16 protein-coding genes, 2 pseudogenes and 1 other annotated feature are annotated in these 21,300 nt (G+C 35.1%); of the genes and pseudogenes, 13 read left to right on the forward strand and 5 right to left on the reverse strand.

Features of this window, described 5'->3' with window-relative positions; translation table 11 throughout:
• Window positions 1-55: 55 nt before the first annotated feature.
• The 7 genes from LC087_RS00450 (at window position 56) to LC087_RS00480 (ending at window position 6,919) form a co-directional block, all read left to right on the forward strand.
• Window positions 56-535: a glutathione peroxidase gene (locus tag LC087_RS00450; RefSeq protein ID WP_226539418.1), complete on the forward strand. Its 480-nt coding sequence runs from the start codon at window positions 56-58 to the stop codon at window positions 533-535.
• 366 nt (window positions 536-901) lie between these two features.
• Entirely contained in the window at window positions 902-2,311 is a 1,410-nt protein-coding gene (locus LC087_RS00455; protein WP_226539417.1) for a SpoVR family protein, read from the forward strand.
• 622 nt (window positions 2,312-2,933) lie between these two features.
• Window positions 2,934-3,185: a binding site (T-box leader), on the forward strand.
• Window positions 3,186-3,260: 75 nt separating this feature from the next.
• A complete protein-coding gene (locus tag LC087_RS00460; RefSeq protein WP_226539416.1) occupies window positions 3,261-3,827 on the forward strand; it encodes a GNAT family N-acetyltransferase in 567 nt (188 codons plus the stop codon).
• A 189-nt stretch (window positions 3,828-4,016) separates the two neighbouring features.
• Window positions 4,017-4,385 carry a hypothetical protein gene (locus LC087_RS00465; RefSeq protein WP_226539415.1) on the forward strand — a complete coding sequence of 123 codons (369 nt, stop codon included), beginning with the start codon at window positions 4,017-4,019 and terminating at the stop codon, window positions 4,383-4,385.
• Between the two features lie 455 nt (window positions 4,386-4,840).
• The gene (locus LC087_RS00470) at window positions 4,841-5,050 is read left to right on the forward strand and encodes a helix-turn-helix transcriptional regulator (protein WP_226539414.1); all 210 of its coding nucleotides are present in this window, start codon (window positions 4,841-4,843) and stop codon (window positions 5,048-5,050) included.
• Window positions 5,047-5,469, forward strand: coding sequence for a hypothetical protein (locus tag LC087_RS00475; RefSeq protein WP_226539413.1), 423 nt, complete (start codon window positions 5,047-5,049; stop codon window positions 5,467-5,469). Before LC087_RS00470 ends, LC087_RS00475 begins: the two co-directional genes overlap by 4 nt.
• Before the next feature lie 1,165 nt (window positions 5,470-6,634).
• Entirely contained in the window at window positions 6,635-6,919 is a 285-nt protein-coding gene (locus tag LC087_RS00480) for a DNA-binding protein (protein WP_226539412.1), read from the forward strand.
• A 740-nt stretch (window positions 6,920-7,659) separates the two neighbouring features.
• Here the strand turns inward: LC087_RS00480 and LC087_RS00485 are convergent.
• The 4 genes and pseudogenes from LC087_RS00485 to LC087_RS00500 all read right to left on the reverse strand — a co-directional run bounded on the left by LC087_RS00485 (window position 7,660) and on the right by LC087_RS00500 (window position 13,627).
• On the reverse strand, window positions 7,660-8,610 hold the full coding sequence (locus tag LC087_RS00485; protein ID WP_226539411.1) for an ETX/MTX2 family pore-forming toxin: 951 nt from the start codon (window positions 8,608-8,610) through the stop codon (window positions 7,660-7,662).
• Window positions 8,611-8,889: 279 nt separating this feature from the next.
• Complete coding sequence (locus tag LC087_RS00490; RefSeq protein WP_226539410.1) at window positions 8,890-9,807, reverse strand: cation diffusion facilitator family transporter; 918 nt, start codon at window positions 9,805-9,807, stop codon at window positions 8,890-8,892.
• 498 nt (window positions 9,808-10,305) lie between these two features.
• A pseudogene (locus LC087_RS00495) lies at window positions 10,306-11,345 on the reverse strand (ribonucleotide-diphosphate reductase subunit beta).
• A gap of 14 nt (window positions 11,346-11,359) precedes the next feature.
• Complete coding sequence (locus LC087_RS00500; protein WP_226539408.1) at window positions 11,360-13,627, reverse strand: ribonucleoside-diphosphate reductase subunit alpha; 2,268 nt, start codon at window positions 13,625-13,627, stop codon at window positions 11,360-11,362.
• A 390-nt stretch (window positions 13,628-14,017) separates the two neighbouring features.
• Between LC087_RS00500 and LC087_RS00505 the strand changes: the two genes are divergently transcribed.
• Window positions 14,018-14,407 (forward strand): hotdog fold thioesterase, encoded by a 390-nt coding sequence (locus LC087_RS00505; protein ID WP_226539503.1) that lies wholly within the window; start codon window positions 14,018-14,020, stop codon window positions 14,405-14,407.
• Between the two features lie 304 nt (window positions 14,408-14,711).
• On the opposite strand, the pseudogene nhaC reads toward LC087_RS00505, so the two are convergent.
• Window positions 14,712-16,081 (reverse strand): annotated as a pseudogene (gene nhaC / locus LC087_RS19500) (Na+/H+ antiporter NhaC).
• Window positions 16,082-16,244: 163 nt separating this feature from the next.
• Here nhaC and LC087_RS00520 point away from each other — a divergent pair.
• From LC087_RS00520 to LC087_RS00540, 5 genes are all read left to right on the forward strand, one after another.
• On the forward strand, window positions 16,245-16,448 hold the full coding sequence (locus LC087_RS00520) for a hypothetical protein (RefSeq protein ID WP_306019802.1): 204 nt from the start codon (window positions 16,245-16,247) through the stop codon (window positions 16,446-16,448).
• The gene (locus tag LC087_RS00525; RefSeq protein WP_226539405.1) at window positions 16,429-16,743 is read left to right on the forward strand and encodes a YbjQ family protein; all 315 of its coding nucleotides are present in this window, start codon (window positions 16,429-16,431) and stop codon (window positions 16,741-16,743) included. The genes LC087_RS00520 and LC087_RS00525 overlap by 20 nt, the downstream gene beginning before the upstream one ends.
• 18 nt (window positions 16,744-16,761) lie before the next feature.
• Window positions 16,762-16,932: a hypothetical protein gene (locus LC087_RS00530; protein ID WP_226539404.1), complete on the forward strand. Its 171-nt coding sequence runs from the start codon at window positions 16,762-16,764 to the stop codon at window positions 16,930-16,932.
• Window positions 16,933-17,375: 443 nt separating this feature from the next.
• Complete coding sequence (locus LC087_RS00535) at window positions 17,376-19,133, forward strand: ABC transporter ATP-binding protein (RefSeq protein ID WP_226539403.1); 1,758 nt, start codon at window positions 17,376-17,378, stop codon at window positions 19,131-19,133.
• Window positions 19,130-21,139 carry an ABC transporter ATP-binding protein gene (locus tag LC087_RS00540; protein WP_226539402.1) on the forward strand — a complete coding sequence of 670 codons (2,010 nt, stop codon included), beginning with the start codon at window positions 19,130-19,132 and terminating at the stop codon, window positions 21,137-21,139. The genes LC087_RS00535 and LC087_RS00540 overlap by 4 nt, the downstream gene beginning before the upstream one ends.
• Window positions 21,140-21,300 lie beyond the last annotated feature (161 nt).

Consider the following 21,300-nt stretch of genomic DNA (forward strand, 5'->3'; position numbering starts at 1 on the left):
ATTAACTTTCATCCAATATAATAAAAGGAGAGTGATAGTAAGGGAGGCTGGTTTGATGTCAAAACTATATGAGATCGAAGTAGAAAAACCAAATGGTGAAACGGTCGCTATGTCCGATTATAAAGGAAACGTTTTGTTAATCGTCAATACCGCATCGAAATGCGGATTCGCACCGCAGTTTGCTGAGCTCCAAAAACTTTACGAAAAATATAAAGAAAATAATTTTACCGTCTTAGGGTTTCCAAGCGATCAGTTTCTTAATCAGGAATTTGATTCAACAGAAGAAACGATGGAATTTTGTCAGATGAATTATGGAGTGAACTTCCCAATGTTCAAGAAGATGGACGTAAAAGGAAAAGATAAGCACTTATTGTTTGAATATTTAACGGAGAATTCAAAAGGGCTTTTATCTAAAGAGATTAAATGGAATTTTACGAAATTTTTAGTGAATGAATCAGGAGAAGTTATTGGCAGGTATGCTCCTAAAACAAACCCGAAAGACATAGAGAAGGATATTCAGGCACAGTTAGCATAAGAAAAATTTTTGAGAGTGACCCCTTAAGGTTCACTCTCTTTTTTACAGAGTAAGAAAGTATATAAATAGGTCATTATTTAGCTTGCGGTTTTAATTCTTGTCTAGCTCCATTGCCCAGCAACTCGTAAGTTTTTCGACGCACAGGAAGTGCTAGCATCATCGTTGTCCACAGGACGTGGACGTCTTTAGATGATGTTCCATTTGTCTATGATAAGTCAACATCGAAGCCTACGGCTTTTCGTGTTTCCTTTATCTCATACGGAGTGCTCAAGCCCCTTCGTTGCTAAACGGGCGCTTGCGCTTTTCTTACATGATTTAAGTGTTTCTCTCATACATTTGTGATAACCATGTTAGGAGGGGAAATCAATGAATGAAGAGGATGCACAAGCATTGGAATACGCCATTGATGAAATAACCGAAATAGCGAAAGGTTTTGGACTCGATTTTTATCCGATGAGGTATGAAGTTTGTCCAGCTGATATTATTTATACTTTTGGAGCTTATGGAATGCCTACAAGATTTTCACATTGGAGTTTTGGGAAGCAATTTTTTAAAATGAAGCTTCATTATGATCTTGGATTAAGCAAAATTTATGAGCTTGTTATTAATTCCAATCCTTGTTATGCTTTCTTACTCGATACAAATTCTTTTGTTCAAAATAAATTAATTGTCTCACACGTATTAGCGCATTGTGACTTCTTTAAAAATAATGTTCGTTTTTCAAATACAAAGAGAGATATGGTAGAAAGTATGGCAGCAACTGCGCAAAGAATCAGTCAATATGAGCATGAACATGGAAAAAAAGAGGTGGAAAATTTTCTGGATGCCGTCTTGTCTATTCAAGAGCATATTGATCCTTCTTTAGTGAGGCCGAAGCTTAACTGGTCATTAGATGATATCGAGGAAGAAGAGGAAGAAGGAAAAAGAAGTGAATACGATGATTTATGGGGGCTAGATGAAAAAACGAAACCAAAGGAAAAGAAGAAGAAAAGAAAAAAACTCCCACCAAGATCTGAAAAAGACCTCCTCTTGTTTATTGAACAATATAGCCGTGAATTAGACGATTGGCAACGTGATATTTTAACCATGTTAAGAGAGGAAATGCTCTACTTCTGGCCACAACTCGAAACTAAAATCATGAACGAAGGCTGGGCAAGTTATTGGCACCAACGAATCATGAGGGAGCTTGATTTAACAACGGATGAGGCAATTGAGTATGCGAAACTCAATGCCGGAGTTGTTCAGCCAGGCACAACGCAAATCAACCCTTATTATTTAGGAATCAAAATATTTGAAGATATCGAAGAACGATATAACGATCCAACCGAAGAAATGAAAAAGCGAGGCGTTGAGCCAAATTCAGGTCGAGAGAAAATGTTTGAAGTACGTGAAATTGAGTCCGACATTTCGTTTATTCGTAACTATTTAACAAAAGACCTAGTCTTTCGCGAAGATATGTATTTATTTCAAAAACAAGGAAGGGACTATAAAATTGTTGATAAAGAATGGGAAAATGTTAGAGACCAACTTATCAACATGCGTGTCAATGGCGGATTTCCTTATTTAACGGTTGAAGATGGAGATTACATGAAGAAAAATGAGCTCTACTTAAAACATTGGTATGAAGAGATAGAACTGGATATTAAGTACCTTGAGAAGGTTCTACCCTATATCTATCAGCTATGGGGGAGAAACGTTCATCTAGAAACGATTATCGAGGGAAAAGACCTGTTATATACGTACGATGGAGACAGTATTACGAAAAAGTATTTATAAGGATTGTTACTAAAGTAAAGGGAAACCGATTTATATAAGGTTTCTCTTTACTTTTTTACAGAGTAAGAAAGTATATAAATAGGTCCTTATTTGGATGGTGCTTTTATTTTTGTCTAGCTCCAGCGCCCAGCGACTGGTGATGCTTTCGAAGCACACGACGTGCTAGCATCATCGTTGCCCACAGGACGTGGGCGCCTTTAGATGATCTTCCATTTCTCTACGATAAGTCAACAGAGACGCCTCCAGGAGGGAGGTGGATCTACGTTGCCACAGGACGTGGCTGAACTTAGTAGATCCTCCGCTTTCAGGCTTTTAGTGTTTCCTTTATCTCATGCGGCGATGAACAGGAGGTTCTAGCGTCAACGTTAGTTCGCGCGTCGTGACTGTACTTAGTTGACGTTCCTTTGCACCTGCGTCGCTAGACGGACGCTTGCGCTTTTCTTAAAAAGTTTTAATATTTAACAATAGTGGAGATACCAAATTCGGATAAATAATTCTTATGACTCAACTCTTCCACCCATTTTTTAGGATTTAACCGATAAGTTCCATCTTAAGGAAGTTTAATCGCATGTGTTTTTTGACATATTTAACAATAAAGGGTATAATTTTAGAAATTTTATATTATTAAGCGTTGATGAGAAGAGTAGTTAAGGATCGAATGTTTACAGAAAGCTCCCACTTGCTGAAAAGGAGTAATATTCGTCTTAATGAATAAAGCCTCGGAGCTTCTTACCAAGCTAATGAATATTAGGGATAGTAAGACGGATTCTTCCGATATAAAGATAGGGTATGAATGTACCTGAAGAGGTTGGTATGGCGACATATCGATAAACTGAGGTGGTACCACGACGATATTATAACTCTCGTCCTCAAGAATTATTTCTTGGAGGTGAGAGTTTTTTTGTTGGAAAAGTTTTATTTGAAATTAACTCTAGGAGGAAGATAAAAGATGAATCCATTACTATTAGATGTACCATTGCAGATAGAAACAGAGAGACTTATTCTCAGAGCACCAAACCAAACTGGGGACGGGAAAATTGTAAACGAAGCAATTAATGATTCGTTTGAGGAATTAAAAGCTTGGCTACCGTTTGCTCAAGAACTTCCTACTGTTGAAGAAACGGAGATTAACTTGAGAAATGCTCATATAAATTTCCTAAAAAGAGAAAGTTTTCGTTACCTAATCTTTCATAAATCTACCCACGATTTCATTGGAACCACTAGCTACCAGGGGATAGACTGGAACATTCCGAAATGCGAAATTGGCTACTGGATTAATTCAAAATTTAGTGGCTATGGGTATATGACAGAATCAGTAAAGGAGTTAACGAACTTTGGACTAAATTTCATTAGATTTAAAAGAATTGAAATTCGATGTGAATCAACAAATCAAAGAAGTCGTGCCATTCCTGAAAAACTTAATTTTCAACTTGAAGGAATATTTAGAAACGATGATTTATCGGCTGACGGCAACAAGTTAACGGATACTTGTATATATTCGGTCATTAGTAGTTGACACTCCACACGTCTAAAGGCGTGAGATTCATGCTACCAAAGGCGAAGTCCATTTCTGGTATCGCTGACGTGCAAGAATGCGGTGTGCCATTACCACTCTAAAGTAGAAAGATGTTTCAACTGGTTGTTGAATTTTAATATATGTTTGTGTTTTACTTACTCAATGTTTTAAGTTAAGGAGGATGGAGAAATGTGGGAGACGCTTCCAAAATGGTTTTGGGTAATATATTACTTGTTTTTATTAACAACATTGGGGACAGCTTTTTTTACTCTTGGAATTAGAAAAATAAAAAGCTTGTCGTTTATATTGAGTGGTTTGTCTGTAATTGCTATTTTATTCACGTTAATAATTCCAATTATAAGTTTGATAGCTAGTATAGGGAGAAAAGAAGGAATGAATGAATTTGAACATTTAGTAAGTCAATTACAACAAGGGGCTGCCTGGTCTATTTTTGTAACGATTGGGTACTTGTTTTTATTATTCTGGTGGCTAATATTCTTATTTAACATTATGGGAGGCAATATTTTTGCTCTAAAGAAAAACAATAAAGTAGGTTGATCTTTTAAAAATAATTTGGATGACTAACAATGAAAGGAACGTTTTTATACTTCAAATAGAAAGTTCAGCTTAAAGTTATTTAGGAAAGAGTGATAGAATGAATTGTTATCAAAAATTGTCATAGGTAATTCTTTTTGGACTCCCGTGTTTCTTTTTAATGCTTACATTTATTACTGGAGAATGAGGCCGGTTTAACGGGTTACTTAACTTCCAAAAAATATAGAAATCAAGGGGAGGGAAAAATGAAGAAGAAAATCAAATAGAGATAGCTCGCCACTTATTAAATTTGTAAATATAAACTAATTGTTTAAGCATGTGGTCAAATGAATGAAATCAATTTTTTAGTGAATAGAAAATGTTAATTAGAGTGAGTGTAAAGATATCTTTACACTCACTCTAATTTTTTGGTAATATAAAGTGTAAAGATACCTTTACTTTATTTGGAGGTTTAATTAATGGCAGTTGTCAATCATATTCGAGAAATCCGTAAAAGAAAGGGTATCTCTCAAATTAAAATGGCTGAGGACTTACAAGTCACTCGTCAAACAATAAATGCAATTGAAAAAAACAAGTATAATCCTAGTCTAGAGTTGGCACTGAAAATAATTGCCTATTTCGATATGCCAATTGATGAAATCTTTATTTTGGAGGAGGACGACAAATGAGAGAAGAAAACAGAAAAAATATCAGTAAAACTATAGAAAAATGGACACCTTTCTTTATCATAGCTTGTACTTTTTTAGGGTCTATTCTTGGTTCATTTCTTGTTTACTTTGTTGAAGGATATTTTCCGTATGAAGTAGTTGTAAGTGGTTTAGTAGCAATCACTATTTTGACAGTTATACAAGTGATTAAGCAGCAAAGAAAAAAAGATAATTTACCTGAAACAGATGAACGAGTCACCTACAATATATTTCGTTTTTTTGCATTCACTTCACATATGTTTCTTGCTATTTTATTAATTGCTTTAGCCGTTTTTACGCTAATTGGAAACGAGTCAATATCTATGCTTTATTTATGGATTTTTTTCTTCTCCTATATCTGGATTGCAGGCATTGGTGCTCTAATCATTAAAAGAAGGTAATCAAATTTAAATTTACAAATGAGTTCGTTTATACATGGTGTCGTTTTTCCGCTATTAGTCATTGTTTTCTGTACAAAGTTGAGATTTCCTAACTTTAAACAACCAGTATTTAGCATCAGGAATATTATGTCTTGTAATCGGATTTTTTGATAAGAGTAGGTTCTTCTATGTTGAGATCTTAAAGGGAAGATTATAAGTAGTTTAATGAATCGTTGATCAATCATAGCAATTGAGTTTACATGGAATTGATGAAATACTTTAGTCTCATCGCTGAGAAACTATACAATTGTTCGATTAAATCAAAATAATAAGGTATCTTCAATTGTACTTGAAAATTATCTGTTACATCGGATTTGAAATGGACGGTGTATCGGATATTTTTTCTTCCTCAATCATTAAGATATTTTTTATTTTCTTCCTTGTTTATTTTTTGATAAGTAGTACCCTATGCTGGTATGCTTTGTCTTCCAGTTAATGAAATGTAGTGATATCATTCCTACCAATATGCCTTCATAGAAGATTCCTGTGTTAAAACCGTTATTATCAGCGAATTGTTTTAACCATAAGGGAATAATAGTTTCACTGTAATCATTTTTAGATTTTATGTTATTAACCATCCAAGCCACTCTTTAATATAGTCTCTATTAGAGGTTGTTCAAAAAGTCCTACGATGGCCTGGATGGCCTAGCATCATCGTTTGCCACAGGACATGGCTGTTCTTAGATGATGTTCCGGAATAGTCGGTTAAATAACTTTGTTGGTTTGCTTTTCTGCTCCTCATGTACTAAGTACGTACACTGCGAGTGCTCAAAGCTACACCGCCTCGTTCTTCAGAATCCTTTTTTCCCTCCTTTTTGAACACGTACTATTAGCATCAACTAAGGAAAAGACTTCCTCGGCGTGATGTGGTTGTAATAACCCGATACTGATTTGCTCATTTACTTTAAATGTGAACACAAAATCTTCCTCCACTCATTTTGATATATACATATTATACTATAAAAAGTAAATAAATCCTGGTATTCTTTAGATAGATAAAATTTTCTGAATAGAGTTTTTAAAATAAGAGACAACTTATTTGAAATTTCTAGTTCAGCAATTTTCTCGCTTTGTAAAAAGTGATGGTAAGCTAATAAAAGATCAATGAATTTTAGGAGGAGTTAGTATGATATGGTTAGCATTAGGAATTGTAATAGCAGGATATTTAATTGGGGATGGATTAAAAAATTTCAATAATCCAGACTCAAAAAGTATTTTAGAATCATTAGATGAAAATGATGACCACGAACTAATCAAAGAGAGTGATGTTCACCATTTTATTGGAATTACTAAAGAAGATGCAAGACATTTGATTTCCGAGCACCCTAGTATTCCACATATTGTAATTAATGATAAGGTGTACTATCAAAAAGCCAAACTGCGTGAATGGTTAATGAAAATAGGTGATTGACAAAATATTGAGACAATAATGTGTTTTTTTACTATTGAGGGACATGTTAAACAGGCAGTGTTACTCTGTCCGTTTACATTCCAATGATTTCCAATCTGACTTAACTATCAATCTATTGGTTCTTTGACAAACCTAACCTACAATATTTGAAGGTAGAATGATAATGGATATGATTACACAATTAGAGAAAGGGAAGTACAAGTAAAAAGGTGTTTGATTATAAAATTTTTAATGACCATCCTAATCAAGGTTTACAGTCTAAAATATGTTATAATTCTGATCGGCTTTGAGGGTAGTAGTTCATTATCCCCTTGAGAAAGGGGGGGATTATATGGCAATATTTGAAACCCTGATGGCTAAAATCGCTTTTGGATCACTCATTGTAGCAATATTGTCTTTTGAAAACAAAAAATAACCACCCTCAAGCAAGGATCCAAACTTTAAGTGGTGGTTATTTTCTAATAGACAAAATCAGAACTATAGTCCTTACAGCGTCTATTGTATATTGACTTAAAGGATTTTTGATCGTTAAATAATTCTCATAATAGAGAGCGAAAATCTTCTATCCATCATGAAATCATTATAAGTTGATCCACATTATTTTCATTTTCCCCTTTCTACATCTCCACATTAATTACTTTATCAATACAAGGCATTTATCACAATATAATTAGCTTTATTTGCTCTTTTGTTTCAAATCTAACCCATTTAACGATATTTAGTTTTATTTCTATAAAAATCTATTCTACAGGTACTTCTATAAATTTAGTTGATTTTAATAAGTTTGAGTTATTATCGTTAGTAAATTCTACCTTTACTAAATATTCAGTTCCATATGTTGCCTGATATTCGCCAGTCCCTTCAAAATGAACGGTCTCTTTTTCATTGTCTAAACTTAAACTATTCGGGAAGGAATAGCCATAGTTAAGGCTATTTTCAAACATTTCATAGATATTTTTTATTTTAAGTTCTGTTCCTTTCTTGTCATAAGTCACTTTACCTGAAAAGTCAGCCTCTAACATTAATCGACCATTGGCTTTAATTGTTTTTAAATAAACACTTACTTTAGCTGTTGTATTGGCAGGTATTGTAATCGATTGTTCAGGTGCAGTATAAGATACAGATGTAGATTCTTTATTCGTTGATGTTTCACTGAAGGAAATTTCTGTTGTAATGGATGAACTAAATTTAAGAATCTCCGCAGGTTCAAAAGATGCACTGATAGAAGTAGATGTCTTTATACCATTCGTGATAGAAGTCGCTAAACTTTCAGTGATGGACTTAGTAAAGGATTGACTGTTCATCGTTTGGCTTGTATTTGTTGAGTTTTCTAAGGTTGCGTTCCCTATATAGATTGTTTCACCATCACCAATAGTAGGTTCGTCAATTTCTGTTACCAAAACATTTGATACAGTTAATGAGCTGGAATCAAGCCCATTTACATCTAATTCTAACCCTATTTTATTCCATGGTGAACTTTGTGATAATGAAAGGCTGGCCGCAGTAATAATTTCGTTATCTAGGTCAACATAGGTTGAAGTTGAATTATTATCGGTCTTCAGTAAGTTATAGTCCGAACTTAATTTTTTAGGAGATAGTATATTGTTTTGATTACTTTGCTGTTCTTGGTTATTGCAACTGCATAAAGCCATTAAGATTAAACATGAGATGACTATTTTTCTTTTTTTCATGGATGAATGGCCTCCCTTAAGAGGATAAGTTTTATTGAAAAGAAATTGTTTATTATTCTTTATAAAAGGTTTCAAGATCATCCATGTATATTTTGGGAGTGGTCTTTACATGATTAAGTATAAAGAAGTGCTCAAAACAACAATTCCCCTCCAGTTGTTCAAGCTAGAGGGGAGGAAGTGATTAAATGACAATTCTATTCAATACAAAACCGATTGACGATATTATGATATGCTGCTTTAGTTATATTGTGACGACCATAAAGAAAAATCTACTTTCACCTATTTCTCGTTCTCTCTACATGTGCTGTTCTTTGTATGCGGTATTTCATGTTCTCTTTCAATTTGAATGGTCACATGGTCAATGTGAAACTGTTCCTTAATCAAGGCTGTTGCTTCTTTTAATATTTGGGAAGAATCTTTTTCTTGATTAATGACAAGGTGACAAGTTAAAACTGGAAATGATGATGAAATCGACCATATGTGCAAGTCATGAATATCGATAACGCCATCTATTATTCTTAACTGTTGCTTCACTTCTTGATCGTTATATTGCTTCGGTTTTCCCTCCATCAAGATATGGAAAGAATCTTTTGTTACACGGACACCGCTAATAAGAACGAGAACAGAAACGATAATACTTGCGATGGGATCAGCCGTATACCAGCCAAAGAAGATAATGAACAGTCCTGCGATAATGGCACCTACGGACCCTAATAAATCACTTAAAACATGTAAAAAGGCACTTTTAATATTTAAGTTATCATTGTCTCCTCTCATTAAAATGAAGGCGGCTGCAATATTGACGATTAACCCGATTGATGCGATGAACAGCATTTTTCCACTAACCTCTTGTGGTGTAATAAAGCGCTGAATGGCTTCAAATGAAATATAAACAGCAATTAAAATTAAAGTTAATCCGTTAATAAAAGCGGCAATAATCTCAAAACGTTTGTATCCATATGTCTTTGTGGATGAATTCTTTCTTTCACCCATCTTTAATGCCACTAGACTTAAACCTAATGCACCGGCATCACTTAACATATGTCCCGCATCCGATAAAAGGGCTAAACTATTGGTTAACAAACCACCAATGACTTCGATTACCATATAGGTGGATATAAGGATGAAGCTTAGAAACAGTGCGCGTTTATTTGCATTATGGTGTGAATGATGTTGATGATCGTGAGAGTGTGCCATAGAGAACATCTCCTTTAATATATGATTATATATTCATATATTAATACTTATGTAGTTAAATTTCAAGTAGTAAAAGAAGAAATATCCATAAAAATAGGGTAACCATGAATAATAATGATTACCCTTTCGTTTAAAAATATTTTAGTTGAGGTTTTATCCAATTATTAGCTAAATGGTCGCTTGCGATCTTCTTAAAAGGTAGGAATGTATAAACTTTGTTCTTTATAAGAAGGTGCTTAGATCGTTGTCTAGCTCCATCGCCAAGCAACTCGTAAGTTTGTTGACGCACAGGAAGTGTTAGCATCATCGTTGCCCACAGGACGTGTGCGCCTTTAGATGATGTTCCATTTCTCTATGAGAAGTCAACGTCGTTTCGTGTTTCCTTATCTCATACGGCGGTGAACAGGAGGTTTTAGCATTAACGTTAGTCACAGGACGTGACTGCTCTTAGTTGACGTTCCTTTTCACCTCCGTCGCTAACGTGCCTATGCGCTTTTCTTATAAATCATCAAATCCATTGTCAGCATGATTAACTTTTGTATACTGGCGGGATTTTTGTTCAAAGAAATCAGATTTTCCTAGGTCAACCTCTTCGTATGCCTTGATCCACTTTAATGGATTCGTCCGATACCCTTCAAATGGTCTTTCAAACCCTAGTTGATTACTTCTGACATTGGCATAAAACTTAATATAGTCCTCTAGATCCTGTAAATAAAGGCCTTCAACTTCATTTCCTATTATGGTTCGTGCCCCATTCAATTTCTAGCCTCAGCTGCCTCTTTAAAGGTTTCTATCACAAAGCGATTTAATTCAGGTGTGTCGTATTGGGGATATTGTGCTAGAACTTCCTTAAATATTTTCACAAACAAATCGACGTGGATTTGTTCATCACGATTAATATAGTTAATCATTGTACTAGATGCCACCATTTTTTGATTTCTAGCTAAGTTATAAAAGAAGGCGAACCCTGAATAAAAGAATAACCCTTCTAAGATGACGTCATAAACGATTGATTTTAGTAAGTTTTCTATTGTCGCTTCTTCAGCAAATGCTTTGTAACCATTTGTGATAAAGTCGTTTCTTTTTTGTAAAGTAGGCTCATGGCGCCAATAATCAAACACTTCATCTTGTGTTTTTTTTGAGACAATGCTCGATAAGACATAGGAGTAAGAATGATTATGAATGACTTCCTGTTGAGCTAAAATAATCATTAAAGCATTAATACTCGAATCCGTAATATATTCTGCCACGCGTCCTGCATAATCCGTTTGGATGCTGTCTAATAAAGCGAGCAAACCAATGATTTTTAAAAAGGCGTCTTGTTCTTTCTCTGTTAGCTCATTGAATTGTTTTATGTCATGAGACATATTGATTTCAAATGGCGTCCAAAAATTAGCCAACATTTTTTTGTATTTTGGATAGGCCCATGAGTAGGCCACATCGTCCCAGTTTAAAACGTTGGAACACTCTCCATTAATAATGGCTGTTGAACGGTTAGGAGCCTGTTTATCCATGATGGCTCTCGTTATTAATGTCATCGTTTTCCCCTCCATTAACTAGCACATGAATCGCATTCTTCAATTAAATTTGAAGTCGAACGTACATAATAGGTTGTTTTTAAGTCTTGCTTCCATGCTTCTAAGTGTAAATCTAACAATTCTTTTGCTTTGATTGTGTTTAAAACGTAAAAGTTAAATGAAATAGATTGATCAATATGCTTTTGTCTTGCTGCATTTTGTTTAATACTCCACTGTTGGTCTATAAAATAAGCAGATTTATAGTACCAAGTTGTTTCATGATTTAAATCTGGAGCAGTGACAGGAATTTTATAATCTTTCTTTTCTTCTGAGTAAACCTTTTGGAAAATAGGATCAATGCTTGCCGTACTGCCCGCAATGATTGATGTTGAAGCATTCGGTGCAACGGCCATCAAATACCCATTGCGGATTCCTGTTTGTTTGATCGTATCCTGTAACCGTGTCCACTCTTCGGATTGATAATTTCTTTTAGTAAAGTAGTCGCCCGTTTGCCAATCAGATCCTGAAAAAGAAGGATAAGCACCTTTTTCTCTCGCAAGCTCACTACTTGCTTGAATTGTTAAGTAAGAAATTTTCTCATATAAATCATTGGCATACTCAACAGCATCGTCACTCTCCCACTTAATTGCTTGTAAGGAGAGAAGATGGTGCCAACCAAATGTTCCTAAACCGATTGCTCGATAGTTTTGGTTAGTGATTTTTGCCTGCAAAACAGGAATAGAGTTTAGGTCAATCACGTTATCAAGCATGCGAACTTGAATCGGAATTAACCGTTCTAACACATTTCCTGTTACAGCTCTTGCAAGATTGATACTTGACAAGTTGCACACCACAAAATCCCCAGGTGTTTTGACTGTAATGATTTTGCCATCTTCTGTATATTGTTCTTCGACAAGAGTAGCGCTTTGATTTTGAGTTATTTCTGTACATAAATTACTGCAATAAATCATTCCTTGATGACTATTTGGATTTTTTCGGTTCACTTCATCTCGATAAAACATGTAGGGGGTTCCTGCTTCAAGCTGACTAATCATGATTCGTTTCATAATATCAATAGCTGGAACCTTCTCTTTAGCTAAAAGAGGCTGATTGACACATTGCCAATATTTTTCTCGGAAACGACCACTTCCTTTTGACTCATCGAAATAGTCTTCTAAGCTAAACCCCATCACTTTACGGACTTCATGTGGGTCAAATAAATACCAATCGCCTCGCTCTTGCACAAGCTCCATAAATAAATCAGGAAGACACACTCCAGTGAATAAGTCATGTGTTCTTAATCTTTCATCTCCATTATTTAGCTTAGCGTCTAAAAAGGAGAAGATGTCTTTATGCCAAACGTCTAAATAAACGGCAATAGCTCCTTTTCTTTGTCCTAACTGGTCGACACTTACGGCTGTGTTATTGAGCTGCTTCATCCAAGGGATGATTCCAGAGGATACTCCTTTGAATCCTTTAATATCACTGCCTCGACTTCTAATTTTCCCTAAATAAACGCCGATCCCACCACCAGATTTAGATAGGTTTGCAATATCTGTGTTACTATCAAAGATACTTTGTAAACTATCATCAACTGTATCTATGAAGCAGCTAGAAAGCTGTCCATACGATTTACCTGCGTTTGTTAATGTAGGAGTAGCCACTGTCATATAAAGATTACTTAATGCCCAATAAGCTTCTTTTACTAGCTCAAGACGCTTGTCTTTCTTTTCTTCTTGCATGAGAGTTAAGGCAATAATTAAAAAGCGCTCTTGAGGAAGCTCGTAAATTCGTTTATCATAGTCTTTTGATAAATACCGATCTGCTAATGTACGAAGTCCTATGTATGTGAAGAGGTTATCTTTTTCTGAATCTATGTAATTTGATGCGATTTCTAGTTCTTTTTCTGTATATGACTGCAGTAGATTGAGACTATAGATCCCTTCGTTTGTTAAGTGTTTAATTAATTGAACAAAATTTTCATAAGGCTCTTCATTTTTCCTGTTATTTTTAGCGTGATAATATAATTGCTCTTTATAAATGGATGCACAAACATAAGTCCATTCCGGTTCATTTTCGTTAATTCTAGCTAAACCTTCTAATATTAAGAGGTTCATTAGTTTATCGATAGTTTTGATTTCTTGGTAGTTTATCGTTTGTTCAACTCTTTCTTTAAATCCTTCAAAAGAAAGAGTAGAAAACTGATTTTGAAGGTTTTCTATGTAGTCTGATAATAATAATAAATCTACTCCGTATTCTGTGATGATCGTGTGAAGTTCCGTATTTTTATTGACCGTTAGCATCCAAGGTCCCCCTCTTATTGGTTTAATAGGCAAAAAAATAAACTCAATCACTTGAGTATATCTTCCGATGTATAAATACAACTATATATTGTGTTGTTTTTTTATATTTAAACTATATATAGTATTTATTCTATATCTATCATAATGAAATTAAAGGGTAATTTCAACATAAATATTTTTTTAAAAAAGAAGGACTTTGCTTAACCCCTTGTCGTTATTTACATCGACAATTGTGAAATTTTTTTGTGGTCAGTTCTTTAAAAATAATACTATTGACAAAAGAAGAGATTGAGAAAAAGGTTTTAGATGTATTCATTGACTTTTAGTCCTAAAAAAGGAACAACAATAATGATTGTAGAATATGTGAGGAGAGAAATGGAGTTGAGACCAATGCTAGATTTAAATAATACATTATTAAGTGCGTTAGGAATAGAAATGATTACGATAGAAAAAGATTATGTGAAAGCGACAATGCCTGTAGATGAACGAACGGTACAACCTTTTGGTATCCTTCATGGCGGAGCATCGGTTGCGTTAGCAGAGTCGGTTGCAAGCATCGGTGCATTTGCAAATATTGACCCTGAAAAGCAAATTTGCGTAGGATTAGAGATTAACGCCAATCATATTAAGTCAGCAAGAGAAGGCTTTGTGACCGCGATTGGAAAACCAATTCATAGCGGAAAAACAACAATGGTATGGGAAATTAAGATTCATGATGAAAAGGAAAATTTAATCTGTATTTCTCGCTGTACCATTGCCATCGTTGATAAGAAAGGGTAATAAAAAAGGAAGATACGGTTGAGTATCTTCCTTTTTTACAGAGTAAGAAAGTATAAAAATCTGTCCTTATTCGGATGGTGCTTTCATCGTTGTCTAGCTCCAGCGCCCAGTAACTCGTAAGTTTTTCGACGCCCAGGAAGTGCTAGCATCATCGTTGTCCACAGGACGTGGACGTCTTTAGATGATGTTCCATTTCTCTATGATAAGTCAACATCGAAGCCTGCGGCTATTCGTGTTTCCTTTATCTCATACGGAGTACTCAAGCCCCTTCGTTGCTAAACGGGCGCATGCGCCTTTCTTATAATCAGTTCACTTTTTTTGATAACAGTACAAATAGTAATGTGATAAGAGGCGAGATGTAAAGAAAGATAGCGTATGGTAAATAATCTACTACGCTCACTCCTAGAGTTGAAGAAAGAAACGCACCACTCACGCCCCAAGGAATAAGGGGATTGATCAGTGTTCCTGCATCTTCTAAAGAACGTGATAAATCTTTCCTTGATAGTTTTAAATCGTCATATAGCTTTTCAAACGACTGTCCAGGAATTAAGATCGACAAGTATTGTTCTCCTGTAACAAGGTTAATTCCCAATGATGATAACATAGTTGAAGTAATCGCTCTACTTCTCGTCTTTATCCCTTTCTTCATTCCATTTAACAGGGCATCAATAATGCCTACCTTTTGCAATAAACCTCCTAAGGCAAAAGCGATTAAGATTAAAGAAATTGACCACATCATCGGTTGGAGTCCGCCTTTGTTTAACATAGAATTCACTTGTTCAAATTCAAAACTAAAGGAAGGTCCACTTTGGATTGCTGCAAACCATTCGGTCAATGTAGTATCTTGAATGAAAAGAGCGATAACCATCGAAAGTAGAATTCCAGCTACGAACGTAGGAATTACCGGGTATCGATAAATGGCGAGACCAATGACTAACAGAGGAGGTAAGATTGTGATCCAATGAATAGTCATTCCTTCTAGTAAGGTTTGTTTCATTGTTGAAATGGTTTCACTAGTACCAATATCAACAGAGTGAAAGGTTGATAAAATATAAAAGAATATAAAGGTTATGACAATAGCTGGAATGGTTGTTTTTAGCATATGTTTTATATGATCAAAAATATTGACTGAAGCAACGGCTGATGCAAAATTCGTTGTATCAGACATGGGTGACATCTTGTCTCCAAAAACACTCCGCATATAATTGCACCGGCTGCATACTCTAATGGGATTCCTGCGATTTGCATAGTACCAATTAATGCTACACCTACTGTACTGACAGTTGTAAACGTACTACCAATCAAAGTAGAGATAAGTAAACAACATAATAGAGAGCTAACGAGTAAGTATTCTGGTCGAATAATCGTTAAAGCCCACACAGTTATTGTTGGGATGGTTCCGCTCATCATCCATGCGGCAATTAACATCCCGATTAAAGCAAAGATGATAACGGGTTTCGCACTTCCATGTAAACCTTTTAAAATTCCTTCCTCTAAATCATTCCACTTAATCCCCTTTATTCTCGAAAGAAAAGCAATCAATACAATTGAAATTAATAAGGGAATATGAGGATGAGCCTCTAAATAGAATAAACTAACAAAAATAATGATAAATAGGGCAATAATAGCGGCAATGGATTGAGAAAATGTCCATTCTTTTTTTAACATAATCATTCTCCTTTCTTACTTAAACGCTTTTTAGCTTTTATGCACAAAAGCATAAAAATATTCTACTCGTCTTTATATAGGCCTGTCAATAAAATTCTATGAAACTATTTTCTTTTTTAATCGTATATAATTAAAGAAATGGGAAATCCATTTGAAAGGAACGATTACATTGGCGAAACTGAATTATGTTTTATTAATAGCAGCGATTATTTTCCAAGTCATTGGCTATGTTACGATCGGCTTTCATGTATTCTTTGGATTTGGCATGCTAGGTATTTCGTTTTTATTGTTTTTGTTCTTATTTATATTAATGATTGTTGAAAGACTAAAGGAAAAAGAGGAGGACGATGAAAATGATTATCGTGACTACTGATTTTGTAACTGGAAAAGAAATAAAAGAGGTTAAAGGGTTTGTTCGAGGGAGTACGGTTCAATCAAAGAACGTAGGTAGAGACATAATGGCTAGTTTAAAAACCATTGTTGGTGGAGAGATTAAAGAATATACAGCCATGTTGGAAGAGGCACGTCAAAAGGCAATCGGTCGTATGGTTGAAGATGCGAAAGAAAAGGGTGCGAATGCCATTATTTGTATGAGATTAGAGACATCTGCGGTTATGACAAATGCCTCTGAAATCATCGCATATGGAACAGCTGTTTATGTCGAGTAAAGAAAGGGAGGGTCAAACATGATCTGGCTTCTATTTTTAGTTCCAATAGGCATCCTTTTTATCATAGCTCTTTTTATTGATTACAGGAACAAAGGGGAAAAGCAGGACATGGAAAGATTTTCAAACGTTGAAGGGAAACAACCGATAGAAGTTTCTCATGAACATGATCAACAGCAACCCTTTTTGTGAGATAAAGAGAAGAATAATGGAAAAAGTAATTGACAAATAAAAGGGTTGGGTGTAGTATTACAAGGTATTAAACAGAATTTTTTGGAAGGAGTGACGAAAATGATTTTACTAGCTGGAAAACAAAACAATCAAAATCAAATATATTTTCGTGACCGCTCCTTAATTACGGTATAATTTCTTTTATAGTCAAATAATTATAGGCATAGGTCACACATTTTAACAGGTGATGTATGTCTTTTTCTATTTAGTAGAGCATTCCATAACAGCTGTGGTGTGCTCTTTTTTGTTAGTTGATTAAAGGGAAATTCCCCTTTTTCAAAATAAAGAGTAAAAAATAAAGGAGAGAATATGGATGCTTAAAAACAATGAAATCAAAGAAATTCCGAATCAGGATTTTGAAAACGGCTAGTGAGATAAAAACAAAATAGAAAGGTTGGATTCATTTGTTTTCAGTTTTAGGGAAATTAATGTGGTTTTTTAAAGATGAATGGAAACGGTATACGATAGCTATTTCATTATTATTAGTTACGAATATCTTGGAGGTGTTGCCTCCTAAATTGTTAGGGAACGTCATTGATGATATTGCCATTGGTCAAATGACGCTATCTTCCTTAATTCAAGCTGTTGTGGCTTTGTTATCGATCACAATTGTGACGTATATTATGGTTTATTTTTGGATGTATCAACTTTTCGGAGGTTCTCATTCAATCGAAAAGATCTTACGTTCTAAATTGATGGGTCAGTTTTTAAAAATGACGCCTTCGTTTTTCGAGAAAAATCGAACAGGCGATTTAATGGCTAGAGCCACAAACGATTTAAAGGCAATCAGTTTAACCGTTGGTTTTGGTATTTTAACGTTTGTGGATTCAAGTATGTATATGTTAACGATTTTGTTAACGATGGCTATTTGGATAAATTGGAAATTAACTTTGGTAGCTATTTTGCCCTTACCTTTTATGGCAATTCTTATTAGTGTTTACGGTAAAAGGATACATGAACGCTTTACAAGTGCACAAGATGCGTTTGGCGAATTGAATGACCAAGTGCTGGAATCTGTATCAGGTGTAAGAGTTGTCCGTGCTTATGTGCAAGAGAAAGCGGATATTAAACGTTTTGCAGATAAAACAGAAGAGGTTTATCAAAAGAATGTATCCGTTGCGAAAATCGATGCGTTATTCGAGCCCACGATTAAATTGCTTGTTGGATTAAGCTATTTGTTAGGTCTAGGGTTTGGCGCGTATTTAGTCTTTCATAACGAGCTCACTTTAGGCGAACTTATTGCGTTTAATATTTATTTAGGTATGTTTATTTGGCCGATGTTTGCGATAGGTGAGCTGATAAATGTGATGCAAAGAGGAAATGCCTCACTTGATCGAGTGATGCAAACGTTAGATTATCAGCCTGATGTAAAAGATGGAGAGGAAATAGTCCAGGTAGAAAAAATAACGGATATTACGTTTAAAGATGTGACGTTCCAGTATCCTTTATCCAACCTTGCTAATATTAAACATATTGATTTATCCATTAAACAAGGGCAAACAGTTGGAATTGTCGGAAAAACAGGTAGTGGAAAAACAACAATTATTAAACAGTTGTTGAGGCAATATCCAAAAGGGGAAGGGCAAATATTGATTTCGGGAGTACCGATTGAAAAGATCAGCTTAGAAACATTACAGTCCCGGATTGGTTATGTTCCTCAAGATCACGTCTTGTTTTCTAGATCGATTCGAGAAAATATTTTGCTAGGTAAAGTTGAGGCGACAGAAGAAGAATTATCAAGAGCAATTCGGTTAGCTTATTTTGAAAATGATCTTAATAACCTTCCACAAGGGTTAGATACTCTTGTTGGAGAAAAAGGGGTTGCATTATCGGGTGGACAAAAGCAACGTGTGTCCATTGCTAGAGCTTTACTTATCGATCCGGAAGTCTTAATTTTAGATGATTCATTGTCTGCAGTGGATGCTAAAACAGAGACAGCCATTATTGAAAATATTCGTACAGAACGAGCGGGTAAGACGACATTGATTGTTACTCATCGACTTTCTGCTGTTGAACATGCCGATTGGATTATTGTGATGGAAGATGGAGCGATCGTTCAAGAAGGAATACATGAAGACTTGAAAGGTCGTAAAGGATGGTATAAAGAACAATGTGATCGTCAAAAAATGGAGGATCAGAATGAAGGGAGGGTCCTTGTATGATTAAGAATAACCGCTTATTGCAATATGCTTTACATTATAAAAAGACCCTTTTTCTTGCCCTTTTTATGCTAGTCATAGCGGTAAGCGCTGAGTTGACAGGTCCATTTATCGCGAAGACCATTATTGATGATCATATATTAGGAATTGAAAAAAGCTGGTATCAGACTGAAGAAAGAGAGGATGCCGTTCTTTATGAAAACGAATGGTATGTAAGAGAGGATCGTCTTCTTGAGGATGAAAAGAATCGTGCTGATGAAGTAAGGATCCTCCAAGTCGATCGAACGTATTACTTTATTCCAGAGTCAATTTCATTTGATGGCGACCGAAGTTATTCATCAGGAGAGTTGACCATTAAAAATGGTGATCAAGAACAGACGTATCAAGCAGAAAAACTTTCCGTTGATCAGTTATTAACCTTTTATGAGCCTGAAGTAGATGGATTAATTCAATTAATGGTTCTTTATTTTGTTTTATTAGTCATCGCTTCTTTTTTACATTACGGTCAAGGTTATTATTTACAAGTGACTTCCAATCGAATTATCCAAAGAATGCGCGGCGACGTTTTTAGTCATATTCAAACGTTGCCGATCTCGTATTTTGATAATTTGCCTGCTGGTAAAATCGTTTCGAGAATCACCAATGATACAGAAGCGATACGAGAATTATATGTGAAAGTATTAGCGACCTTTGTTAGTAGTATTATTTATATGACTGGAATATACGTCGGGCTCTTTCTACTAAATGTACAATTAGCGCTGATTTGTTTAGGGTTAGTTCCTATTTTATTTATATGGTTTCGTGTTTATCGCAAATTTGCTACGGATTACAATCAACGAATTCGTTCGCTTGTAAGTGATATTAATGCGATGATTAATGAGTCCATTCAAGGGATGCCCATTATTCGCGCCTTCAACCGTCAAAAGGTGGCGACTAAAGAATTTGAACAAGTAAATGAAGAGCATTTTACTTATCAAAATAAAATGCTAAATTTAAATTCTCTATTGTCACATAATCTTGTTGGCTTCTTTCGAAATGTTGCGTTTGTGACCTTGATTTGGTTTTTTGGACGTCAATATTTATCAGGAATTGAGATGATTTCAATTGGGGTCATTTATGCGTTTGTTGATTATTTGTCTCGTTTATTTCAACCAATTGCTGGTATGGTAAACCAACTAGCGCAACTTGAGCAGGCACGAGTAGCATCCCAGCGGGTGTTTGAATTGTTGGATAAAGAGGGAATCCCTCTCAATACGAAAGAGGTTCCAAAGTACAAAGGGGACGTCCGTTTTGAACATGTGTCCTTTGCTTATAAAGAAGATGAGTATGTGTTAAAAGATATCGATTTTGAAGCGAAAAAAGGGGAAACCATCGCCTTAGTTGGCCATACCGGTTCAGGAAAAAGCTCAATTATCAACCTTTTATTTCGTTTTTACGATATCATAGAAGGTGATATTAAAATTGATGGAAAGAGTATTAAAGAACTCTCTCGCCAACAGCTTCGTTCAAATATGGGGATTGTTTTACAAGATCCGTTTTTATTCACAGGAACCATCGCGTCAAATGTGAGTTTAGATAAAGAAGAAATCACCCGAGAAACCGTTGAAAAAGCCTTAAAAGATGTTGGTGCAGACAAAATTCTGAAAGATTTACCAAACGGTATGGATGAACCTGTCGTCGAAAAAGGCAGCACGTTATCATCTGGTCAAAGGCAGCTTATCTCTTTTGCTCGTGCTTTAGCCTTTGATCCAACGATTTTAATTCTCGATGAAGCGACAGCCAACATAGATTCTGAAACGGAAGCCTTAATCCAAGAGGCTTTAGAAGTAGTGAAGAAAGGAAGAACGACATTCGTGATTGCCCATCGCCTTTCAACGATTAAAGAAGCCGATCAAATTTTAGTGTTAGATCAAGGACGAATTGTTGAAAGAGGGAACCATGAGCAGTTGTTGGCTTTAAAAGGGAAGTATTATCAGATGTATCAATTACAACTAAATAGAAGTGCATAGAATGAAAGTATATAGCCTAGGATAAATCATTGTCCTAGGTTATTTTTATATGAATATTTATGGATAATAGGCACAATGAAAAAATATTGCAATAAAATGTCGAACAATATTTATTGAAAATTTAAAAAACACCTTTGACTTAATTTTTTCTAGTTGGTATT

This window comes from Bacillus carboniphilus (genome assembly GCF_020524035.2).
GTDB lineage: Bacteria > Bacillota > Bacilli > Bacillales > JAIVKR01 > Bacillus_CC.